Origin of the sequence: Streptomyces sp. NPDC001941 (assembly GCF_040296945.1) — a bacterium.
Taxonomy (GTDB): Bacteria; Actinomycetota; Actinomycetes; order Streptomycetales; family Streptomycetaceae; genus Streptomyces.
The window spans coordinates 60,719-70,761 of record NZ_JBEOYE010000049.1 but is presented as its reverse complement, the minus strand read 5'-3'; the positions used below and the strand labels follow the sequence as shown (position 1 = coordinate 70,761).

Annotated in this window: 7 protein-coding genes; 2 read left to right on the top strand and 5 right to left on the bottom strand. The window is 67.7% G+C overall.

Annotated features, from left to right (window positions below; all coding sequences use genetic code 11):
• Positions 1 to 253 precede the first annotated feature (253 nt).
• Positions 254 to 1,225, bottom strand: coding sequence for a DUF3710 domain-containing protein (locus ABT160_RS28665; RefSeq protein WP_351650748.1), 972 nt, complete (start codon positions 1,223 to 1,225; stop codon positions 254 to 256).
• A 240-nt stretch (positions 1,226 to 1,465) separates the two neighbouring features.
• Between ABT160_RS28665 and ABT160_RS28660 the strand changes: the two genes are divergently transcribed.
• Both ABT160_RS28660 and ABT160_RS28655 read left to right on the top strand, forming a co-directional pair.
• Positions 1,466 to 2,233 carry a BlaI/MecI/CopY family transcriptional regulator gene (locus ABT160_RS28660; protein ID WP_351650747.1) on the top strand — a complete coding sequence of 256 codons (768 nt, stop codon included), beginning with the start codon at positions 1,466 to 1,468 and terminating at the stop codon, positions 2,231 to 2,233.
• Positions 2,230 to 2,469 (top strand): hypothetical protein, encoded by a 240-nt coding sequence (locus tag ABT160_RS28655; protein ID WP_351650746.1) that lies wholly within the window; start codon positions 2,230 to 2,232, stop codon positions 2,467 to 2,469. The genes ABT160_RS28660 and ABT160_RS28655 overlap by 4 nt, the downstream gene beginning before the upstream one ends.
• A gap of 181 nt (positions 2,470 to 2,650) precedes the next feature.
• Here the strand turns inward: ABT160_RS28655 and ABT160_RS28650 are convergent, their stop codons facing one another.
• From ABT160_RS28650 to ABT160_RS28635, 4 genes are all read right to left on the bottom strand, one after another.
• Positions 2,651 to 3,598, bottom strand: coding sequence for a hypothetical protein (locus tag ABT160_RS28650; protein WP_351650745.1), 948 nt, complete (start codon positions 3,596 to 3,598; stop codon positions 2,651 to 2,653).
• A gap of 380 nt (positions 3,599 to 3,978) precedes the next feature.
• Positions 3,979 to 4,419, bottom strand: coding sequence for a hypothetical protein (locus ABT160_RS28645; protein ID WP_351650744.1), 441 nt, complete (start codon positions 4,417 to 4,419; stop codon positions 3,979 to 3,981).
• Positions 4,420 to 4,590: 171 nt separating this feature from the next.
• Positions 4,591 to 5,793, bottom strand: a complete 1,203-nt coding sequence (locus ABT160_RS28640) for a DUF2399 domain-containing protein (protein ID WP_351650743.1) — start codon at positions 5,791 to 5,793, stop codon at positions 4,591 to 4,593.
• Between the two features lie 152 nt (positions 5,794 to 5,945).
• Positions 5,946 to 10,028, bottom strand: a complete 4,083-nt coding sequence (locus ABT160_RS28635; RefSeq protein WP_351650742.1) for an SbcC/MukB-like Walker B domain-containing protein — start codon at positions 10,026 to 10,028, stop codon at positions 5,946 to 5,948.
• Positions 10,029 to 10,043: the final 15 nt, after the last annotated feature.

Below are 10,043 nucleotides of genomic sequence, written 5' to 3'. Positions count from 1 at the left end.
CAGATACGACAAACGCGACTACATATTCCACGGCACCCTGGCCACCGCAGCCCTCATCATCTGGCTCCGGGACCTCGCCAAAGAGCCATCAGACAGGCCCTAGCCCTCGCCCGAAGGATGTCGGTTCGCGGAGTGCCGTGGCCTTGCGTTTGCCGGATAGAGGAGCGCAGCGCAGTCGGAAAACGTGGGTGGCTGAAGGGGATCATGTTTCCGGCATGGCGGGGACTGTTCTGGTTGTTGATCGGGGCTGCTGTTACCGGACGGTGCCGGGCCATCGCAGGTTGAGGGTCGACTGGCCGGGCAGGGCGGGCGAGGGGACGACGATGACGTCGGCGAACGCGTCGTAGGCCCGGGTGTCGGTGACTGCTTCATCGCCGTAGATGAAGGCGCGCAGAAGCCATCCTGGTCCGTCACGGCCGATGACGCGTATCTCGTACACGTCCCCTGACGGTTGTCCTGAGGGAAGCGATGCGCGCAGTTCCTTGCCGAACCGCCCCGACGTTGTTGTGACCGTGGCCCCTTGGGACCGGAGGCCCTCGGCGATTCCGAGCCTGGTCTCCTCCCACAGGGGGCTGTTTGGGGCGGCGAACGCCTGGAGATCCATGCAGCTGTCGCCGAGAGTCAGCGTGACACCCACCACTAGATCATCAACGTAGAGGGGCTCAAAGGCCTCGGCTGCTTGGGATGGCACAAGGAGTGAACCCAGGTCGAGAAGCCCGCTGAGACTTCCGACCCAGGCCAGAAAGTCCCAGGGGCCTCCGGCGCCGGCACCACGGGGTGGCGGGAAGCCGTTGCTCTGCGCCAGCACGTCGCGGCAGAACTCCTCAGCCAGCGTGAACAGTTCGTCGATGCGGGCTTCCGATGCCTGTTCGCTGCGCAGGACTGCCGCAAGGAAGCGGACCAGGTTCTCCCGGTTGAGGAAGCCCGTTTCGGCGACCGCCAGGACCGCACGCCTCTGCCCCGTCAGAGCATCGGCCACCGCCGCCATGTCCCGCCGTGTCAGCCCCTCCGCATCCCGCGGCTCGAACTCGAGACGCTCCATGCGGCGTTGTTCGAGGCGAACCTGTACTGCGGCTACGAGGACTCCGTACACCGTGACCTGCTTCAACGCGGCGAAGAGTTCGCTTACGTCGCCCGGCGGTATGGCCGCACCATCGCACATGTAGGCGCGAAGTATGGAGCGCGCCTCTGCGGCTACCGCTGCTGGGCCATCCTCGATGATCACAGTGAATCCCCCCCCGGGTGCTCCGGTCCGCTATCGGCGCGCGCCGGTGATGCTACCGGTGGTCAGCTTTCAGCGCGGGCCTCAACCGCACCCGGCGCGGTCGGAGTTGCCACGACGAGGGTCCTCGTGCCGGGGGTGAGGTCCCATGCGTGGATGCGCGGGCGGGGACCAAGGGACTGGATATACCGCGCAGGTGGGTAGCATCGTGCAGCAACGTCCCAGGAAGTGAGAGGTGTCCTCGTGGCCCATGAGCCGATGGCCAGCCAGTCCGGTACCCGCGATGCTGCGGCGGTGACCGTGCCTGGTACCGCTGCGATCCATACACGGTACAGCGAGCAGTTCAGTGCCGACCTTGCTTCCAACAAGGCCCGCCAGAGTGAGCTCCTGGCGGAGCTCGAGCAGTTGCGAGCCGATGAGGCGTGGCTGCGCACCTCGCTGAACGGCCTTCAGGGCGACGGGGTGCCGGCGCTGCAGGAGGCCGCCGATGCACTGCCGGCTGCGGCCGCGGACGAAACCCCGGCGGTGGCCGTGCCGGTGCAGGCGCGTGGCACGCGCCGCAAGGCGGCCACGGCCGCCAAGCCGGCCGCGCGCAAGACGAGGAGGGTGAAGGCGAAGGAGCAGGCCGCTCCGGCCAGGCGCGGGACGAAGACGAGCAAGGTCGCGAAGGCCGCCTCCGCTGATGTGGCCAAGGAGGCGCCGGCGAAGGCGGGAAAGACGGCCGGTCCTGCGCTGGGAGACCTGGTCCTGGAGGTGCTCCGCAAGACCACGGGTGAGCCGCGCACCGCCCGGGAGGTCTTCCATGACTTGGGTGCGGGTGAGCCGGGGCGGGCCACGTCCGAGCAGAGCGTGCGCAACACCCTGGAATCGCTGGTGAAAAAGGGCAGGGCGGAGCGCTCGACGCAGGGCCGCTCCGTGCTCTACACCGCGCCCGCCCAAGCCGCAGACGCCCCCGCTTCCGCTGCGGTGGTACCGCAGCGTACTGGCGAGCCGCAGCCCGCCACGCCATGAGCGGACAGGAACCAGCACGGGCTTCCCAGGGTGTGCCGACACCTGACTACCTCACCGACAGGCAGTGGGCCATTCTTGCCCTGGAAGTCCTCACCGGAGCGGCCAATGGTGTCGACCGGGCTGATCTGCCCGGAGAGTGGGGATCAGACCTGGGAATCGCCGCACTGCGGGGAGTCAAAGAGCGGCTGGATGAGCTGATGGGGCCAGGCAGCGCGGAAGCCGTCCCGGACGCATGAGAGGACAACGTACCGCGGCCGTACGGCAGGTCTGCTCCGCTGCCGGGCGGGCGCGGCGCGCTGTGCTCCTCTCGCCGGTTCATGGCCCAGCCCGAGCGCGGATTGCCCGTCTGGTGATCCTCACGTCGCGGGGCGGCTGGGTGGATGCGGGCGGGCACACGCCCGGGCCAGTCGGCTTCCCTCACGACCCAAGTTCGGTGCGTCGCCGCTCGAACTCCTCGCGGTCCTCAGGCCTCTCGTACGGGAAGCCGTTGGTGTGCCAGTCGGCATCGGCAGCGATGCACGCATTGCAGATGCCACCCAGCCCCGGATGAGCATGGTTGACGTCCTGAGCGTCGGCCAGGGTGAGGAACTCCTCCCACCAGACGGGTTCGAGGAGGTGGGAGACCTCGTGGACGAACTGCGAGACATCAAGGCCCAGGCGCATGCCATGCCAGTCGACTTGGGTTCGCCCGTGGATGCTGCCGTGTGCCGGGTGCCGCACCCGGCGCGCCGCGGCGACATCGCTGTCAGGGACGGGGTGTCCCATGAAGAGCTGTCCCACGGTCCTGGCGGGGGCACCGGCCGCGATGGTGTCGACGAACGCCTGGACGTTGTTGAAGAACGCCAGGCGGGCCAGCGCCCAGTAGGTGTCGGGGTAGCTTTCGGTCAGGAGCAGGCGGCCGAGCTCTTCCTCGCTGTGTGAGGGGCCGTTGCGCACGCTGTTGACCAGCAGCTGGAATGCGTCGTCGCAGAAGAACCAGCGGTCCAGGACACCCTCGTCGGAGTCTGCGGTCGTCCCGCAGATCAACTCACCGGGCGCCGGCACCCGCGGACAGTACGGTTGGTGGGAACGGGGTTCGAAGTCGAGCGTCACATCATGGATGAAGTCGAGCTGGCGAAAGCAGTCGTAGGTGAAGCTGACGCCCTCCTGGGTGGTCGCGGTGAAGTGCTTCCACACGATTCGGGCGTCCTCGCGCAGGTGTGCGGGGACATCCCGTAAGGTCCGGAAGTACGCGCTGCCCGCGACCGGTTGAGGCAGTTGGATGAAGCGGACGTCCTCAGGTTGCCTGGCGATCACCTCGCTGACCGTGAAGAACGAGAGGCGCTTCCATAGTTCCCGGAGGCGTTCGGTGGCACCGGCGTTCATCGGTTACTCCCAGTTTTCTCAGCTGACTGGACAAGAGGCGTAGGCCTGGTGCTCGTCGTCGGCCCATCAAGGGCCTCTGCACCTTCGTATAGCTGTGAGCGCCCCCTGCCTGCGCAGAACGGAGCCGGTTCCACTGTAGGCGGCCCGTGCCCGCGGGGTAGTCGAAGCCAGTGGTTACGGCGTCAGCGAAGCCGCCGTTCGCCATCCTCACTGGATGAGCTCGGTCAGCGTTGAGGGTGTGACCGAGGCTATCGATGCGGGGGTACGGCCTGTGCGGCGGGCAGGTGCTCTGGAGCTGGGATGGGACGACTTCGATGGTCTGCCGGTCGCAGTGGTGGCCTGCTGCGCGTTTACTGGCCCGAGACGAGGGGCGGCAGCGGTCACGCGGTGGGGCTGCACAGGGGGATCCGGCGGGTGTTGGTGGCGCCGGGGGCCCCGGCGAAGTCATGTTCGGCCACGAGGAGGCAGCCGTCGTCGAACCGGGGGGAGCGGGAGAGCAGCGAACCGGTCTCGACGCGCGCGTGGATCCTGCACATGTCGTCCAGGATCCAGACGCGTTTCGCGCTGACGAGAGCGGCGAACGCGCCGCTGGGATCGAGATGGATTCCCGAGGTCTCCAGGGAAGCCTTGCCGACTGGTCTCATCGTGAACTGTCCGAGGATCCGGCCGTCGCCGGTGCTGAGGGCGAAGGCGGCGTCGTCGCCGAGCAGCAGCAGGGCATGCGCCTGGGCCCAGTGTTCGACGGTGTAGTCGCTGGTACGGGAATCGGCGTGTGCCAGGCCCGGCTCACCTCCGAGCACGCCGAGGTCGCGCTCCCACACGACGGTACCCGCCGGCCCCTCGTGACGTAGCTATCGCCGCACGCGTCTGGGCGGTGCCTACGACGCGGCGGACAAGTGCCGCGTGCTGTTGCATCGGTTGTATCAACTCGCCGAGGCGTAAGCGGCGCGGCTTGCCCGGACTGGCGCATGCTGACGTAAGCGGGCTTGTCTCTACAGACCGTCGCCAGGTGGCTTGCCGGCGGGTGTTGTATCAGCGGGTGGGGAACGTCGTTTCAGGTCAGCGAGGAGGTCGTCGATCAGTGCCTCCTCATATGCCGGACGGCCTGCACGCTGCATGGCAGGTACGAGTGTGGGGTCCCAGGGCGTGTCGCCCAGCTTGTCGAAGTCGAGTGCATCTGGTCTGAAGGGCGCGGGGTGCAGGCTAGCGGTGTAACTGGCGGCTGCCATGCGCCATACCCGCGCGTCCGGGACAGCGCTGAGGACTGCGCGCACAACTGCGAGACCGGCGGCATCGAAGTCGGCACGCACGGCCACACGCCAGCCTGCTGTGGCGATACGGGCGAGAGCTTGGAGGGTGACGGACGACGGTGTACCGACCGTGCACAGGAGCCGCATTGTGCCCGGTGGAGAGACTAGGGCCGCAGTGGTGACGGACGGATTCTCCGTGACGAAGACCCACCGGTCCTCGGAGTCGGCCGGAGAGGGCCAGGCAGCACGGTTCAAGACCCAAGGAACCAGCGCGCAGGGCTGACCCGGCGGAACGTGCCAACCCCTGGGGTGCAGGCCTACAGCAAGCAGCCCACCCGCGAGGGAGTCGAGCTCGACGCCGAGCTGCTCCCAGGCGCCCCGTCCAGTGCTGCTCGCGTGGCGGGGAAAGGCGCAGGCAGCTTCAGCGAGGACAAGCGACGCGATCTCGCTTCCCGCATCCAGTGCATGCGGGTTGCCGGTGGCGTCGTGGGCCAGGCGGCGCCGGTCGACGCGTGCTGACGTAGGTAGACGGCCCAGTACGTTGTAGACAGCACGTAGCAGGAACTCTGGATCTTGGTCGTGCAGCAGGCGGGCGATGCTCCCGCGGCGGTACAGCTGCTCCCATCCGTCCTCCCTGGGCTTCAAAGGCACACCAGGCGGCAGGGCGCGAGACAGGCGCGAACGCAGGCGTCGGAGACTCTCCAGGCGTGCGGCGGACCGAGCATCCTCTGCGGCCTTTTGTGCTAGCGGCGTGCCTAGTGCATGGGCTGCTACCGCGCCTGGGGTCAGGTGGGGGCCGCGGTGTTCGAGAGCGCGGGTGAGTTGGTTCAGGTCGATGCGGCGGGTTTGGCCGGCCAGTAGGGGCCGGGGTCCGAGCAGGCCGAGCACGGCGGCCCGCTCGGCTGATGCGTGGGGTGCGGTCACGCTGATTTTGCCGCTGTCCATGGCGGCGTCGCCTCTCCGGGAGGCACGCTGAGCGACCTGATGCCACAGCCACCGGACCTGGGGGGTAAGTAGGCCTTCGAGTTCTGCTTCACGGCATGAGCCGTTGTGGCAGAGCCGCTGCGGGCACGAGAGCGAGGTCTCGGGGCCGGCGTTCATTCCTCGCCTCCGGTCGGGTGGGCCAGGTGTCCGGTGGCGTGCTGCAGCTTGGGACTGTACACCCGCACGGGGAAGGCGACGATGGTGTCCTGGGAGGCTTTCTCGAGTTCGAAGATGTCGATGCCGTCCCAGGCGCCAGGGGAGCCGTCCCAGTTGTGGCTGGTACACATCAGGTCCAGGTCGAGGCTGGCGAGGAATGCCGCGATGCCGTCTCTGCCGTGGTCGTCCACGTCGCCTGGTACTTCGTCCAGGGCGCACAGGCGCGCCGCGGTGGGCGGAAGGTCGCGGTATTCGGCCGCCAGGGCGGCGAGCATGGGGGCCAGGACGATCAGGCGGCTCTCGCCCTTGGACACCGTGACTCCGCGCTGGCCCCAGGTCTCCTCGCGGTGGGATCCTGGCCTGTCGATGAGGTATTGGACCTTGATCCAGTTACGGATGTCGATGGCGTCGGCCAGCCGGTCGGCTCGGGTCGGTCCAGATACCTGGCTGCTGGCCGGTTCGTTGTCACCCAGGCGCATGATGGCCAGCAGTTCTTGCCCGATGCGGCGCTGTTGCTCAGGTGTGCGCTGGGCGTCTCCGATGGTGCACGTCAGGCGATGGATCGTGGCGAGGGAGGGAGCAAGATCCTTGCGCAGCGAGACCTTGATGCTTACGCCGACGCCCGAGGAGGCCTTGGTGAGTTTCATCTGCTCGTTGACCTTGTCCACCCAGTCGTTGAGGTCGACCCAGGCGGCGCTGATCGCCGCGGGAATCTGCCCCAGGACGAATTCCTCCAGTGCAGTCTCATCGGCCTTGTTGTAGGCGTGTTCCTCCCTGGCCCGTTGTTCAGTGGCCAGCCGGGCAGCAGCGTGGGGAGAATGATGTTTGCCCGCCAGGGAGAGGCGGTGGGCGGGCATGCGATGGGGAGCGTGGCCGTGGGTGAGATGCCACTCCTCGTCGGAGGACCCGGACGCCAAGTGCAGGCGCAGCGCGTCGGCGCAGACGTCCATTCCCGCCGGGCCTGAGCGAAGCCTGGACAGAGCATCCTTGACTTGCGCCAGCCAAGGGAGGAGATCTCCAGCTGAGTCGGGCTCGCTGGGCAGGCCGAGGGCTTCGGCGAAGCCCTCGAGCGAGAGGCAGAGACGTAGCTCCTCTAGGGCGTGGTCCGCTTGTGGCGTGCTCTCCTCCAGGCGCCGGGAGGCATCGGCGAGTGCCTGCTGCGTCCTTGCCCCCTCGGCGACTGCCTCGTTCAGCTCCCCGCGGGCCTTGCCGAGGTCGGTTCTAACCTGCTGAAGCCTGACGCGGGCGTCGGACGCAGCCTCGGTGAGGACTTGTTCGTCCATGCTGCTGCGCTGCTGGCACGTCTCCAGGCGGGCTCTAGCCTCGTTCAGGGCCAGGAAGCTGGCGGTCGCGGCCTCATGCGCGTCCCGGACCTGCGCGAAGGCGGCACTGCCGCCGCTTGTGGCTTCCTCGAGAGTGTCCAGGACAGGGGCCAGGTCCCGCATCTTCTCTACGGCTCGTTCGATGAGTGCGGAGCGCTGAGTGGTGGACTCGCTCTCCTGCCTCATCGCCTCCACTGTGTCGGGCAGGGCGTAGCCGGCGGCCTGGGTACGCCATGCCGCGAGCTTGTCGCGGGCCTGTGCTTCCTTTGCCTGCGCATGCCGGTCCGCAGCCCCGGCACGGTCACGGGCGAGCTGCGCGGTCACGTCGGCTTCGCCACGAACGCTGTCCGCGTGAGCAACTGCCTGACACAAGACGTGAGGAAAGTCCTGGGCGAGCCGCTCCATCACGCACGCATGCTGAAGTAGACGGGATGCCGCCCGCGCCCGGCGGATTTTCATGGACTCCCAGCGGTCTCTTTCGCGCTGGGCCGCAGCAGCTGCCCGCAGTGCGGCGGCGTGCCTGGCCTCGGCGCCGATGTGTGATGCAGGCGCAGGACGGACCCGCTCTGGGGGCCGGGCCAGTAGAGGCCCGCACCGGTGCGTCCCGTCAGCTCCGATCTCGAGTTCTGGCCTGCCGTCGTGCTGGTGTCCTGCGGTCGCGGTGAGGCCGATGCGCTGCAAGACCGCTTCGACGGTGGCGCTGAGTGGATGGCCTGGCGCTGCTCGCAGCACCGCGGCGAGGCTCTCGCTCACTGCCAGGGGTGCTCCGGATGCCTGAACCATCCACCCGTCATCCGCAGTAATCCCGTGCGGTGCCAGGCTTGCCGAGAGAAGCCCGGCAGCACCCATCGCGGCTTCCAGCGTGTCCCGTTGCGGGCCGGCGGCCAGGACATCCGCACGCCAGTCAACGGCCATGGCGAAACAGGAACCCTCATCGGCTGAGGCCTGGTGCCAGGGCGGGCCGGGCAGGGGCGCCAGCTTTCCACTGGACCACATCCTGGCTTCCGCGTCGGCATGGGCCGCGGCCTTACGGGCCTTCTCGGATTCCGCGCGGTGGTGCTGCGCCCGTAGCCGTAGATGACGGGCTGCCGCCGCAGCTCCGGTCTTTACACGATCGCTGATGTCAGTCGCTTCACGCACGGCGGGTGAGACGTCCTCGCCCTCTCGCCATGACTGCGCCTGCGCAGCGATGCCTGCCAGGTTGAAGTCTGGCGTGCGCAGAGAGCCTTGAAGTTCTTGCGTCCAAGCGGTCACACTTGATGACAGCTTGGTGATGCTGGAGAGAGCCGTTTCGCACGCCTGGCGATGCCGGTCTGCGGCTGCAGCCGCCGTGTCGACGGCAGCGTCGCACAGACGGCGTTCGGCCCGGGCATCGTCGTGCGCTGCCTGCACAGGGGCGTAGGCCACCACCAGCATCTCGGCGCTCTGTGCGCGCTGCAGGAGACGGTCCTTGACTGTGGAGAGCATGGAGAGCGATTGCGTCAGCGTCACGGTGGAGACTGTGGCGATGGCCTGGGCGAGGGGACCGAAGTACTGCTCTCCCACCTTCATCTTCGCGTGCATGATGCGTTCCAGGCTGACCGGCGAGGGCACGATCATGGCGACATCGCCGACTTGCTGGCAGGTCGCGTTGACACCGCGGACTGTTTCACTCACGGCGCGGACGGTACGTTCCACATTGCTGGTGGCGGCAGCTGCCGCTGTGCTACTCACTCTCAAGAGCTGAGTGGCCTGCTGGTGGGTGGCCTCTTGGTGGCGAAGCGCGGTCCGTGCGCCGGCCAGATCGCTAGAGGCTGCCTCGCGGTCCAACTCCGCTGACCGCGAGGCAGCCTCCGCCTCGGACACGGCGAGATAATCCACGCGCGCCTGACGCTCGGCGAGGGACTGCGCGGCTGCTTCCACCGCAGCCTGTTCGCTCTCAATCTGAGACGAGGCCGCCTGAAGGTTCTCGATGGCCGCAAGAGCGGCACGTACCCGGTCACGTACCTCGGCCCCGCTGGTGTGCAGCCATGCCGCAGAGAGATCCTGCAGCAGCGCGGCTGTCTTCTGCGCCCGCTCATACCGAGTGCGGGTCGTTTCGGCAGCGGCCAGCGCCTCCTGCGTCGCGGTAAGAACGTCGTCACTGACGCGGGGAAGGACCTCTCGGAGCTCCTGTTCGGCCTGCGCGGGCGTGAGATCGGCCAGCAGCCCGGGATCGTTGACCTTCTTCACACGTCGCGCGATCTTCTTGAGGCGTTTGGCAGTACACCCGAAGACGCGCTGAGCGAGATCATCGACGTACGCATCCAGATCCGCGAAGATCACGCCGCCGTGGCCTGCCACGTACGCGCCGAAGGTCTCCGCGGCCATTGTGCACAGGTCATCGCGGTCCGCGCCCGGCACCACCGGGAGTACGAAACCGGTGCGGGTCACCGGCACGCTGGTACCCCGGGCGTAGTCCAGCCTCAGCCCGTAGTGCAGCGTGTCCGTCTCGAGGCCGACAGACCGCGGCGCGCGGAAACTGAGCCACACGTACCCGATTCGCCGCTGGTGCGTCGTGCCGTAGCGCATCAGCGACTCCAGGGTGGTGCCCCGGTTCTTGCCTGAGCTGAGGTTTTTGGGCGTCGAAGGGTCCAGCAGGTGCGGACAGAGTTTCTCCTGCATGGTTGTCTTGCCCGTGCCATTGGGCCCGGTGAACAAGACTCGTCCCGAAGGGGCGTCGAAGAGTTCCCGGGTCACCCGCCCCACATTCTC

What these genes read in the sequence shown, in the direction of transcription:
- ABT160_RS28640 (WP_351650743.1), bottom strand. Translation starts at nt 5,793, where the DNA reads ATGGACAGCGGCAAAATCAGCGTGACCGCACCCCACGCATCAGCCGAG.
- ABT160_RS28650 (WP_351650745.1), bottom strand. Translation starts at nt 3,598, where the DNA reads ATGAACGCCGGTGCCACCGAACGCCTCCGGGAACTATGGAAGCGCCTC.
- ABT160_RS28655 (WP_351650746.1), top strand. Translation starts at nt 2,230, where the DNA reads ATGAGCGGACAGGAACCAGCACGGGCTTCCCAGGGTGTGCCGACACCT.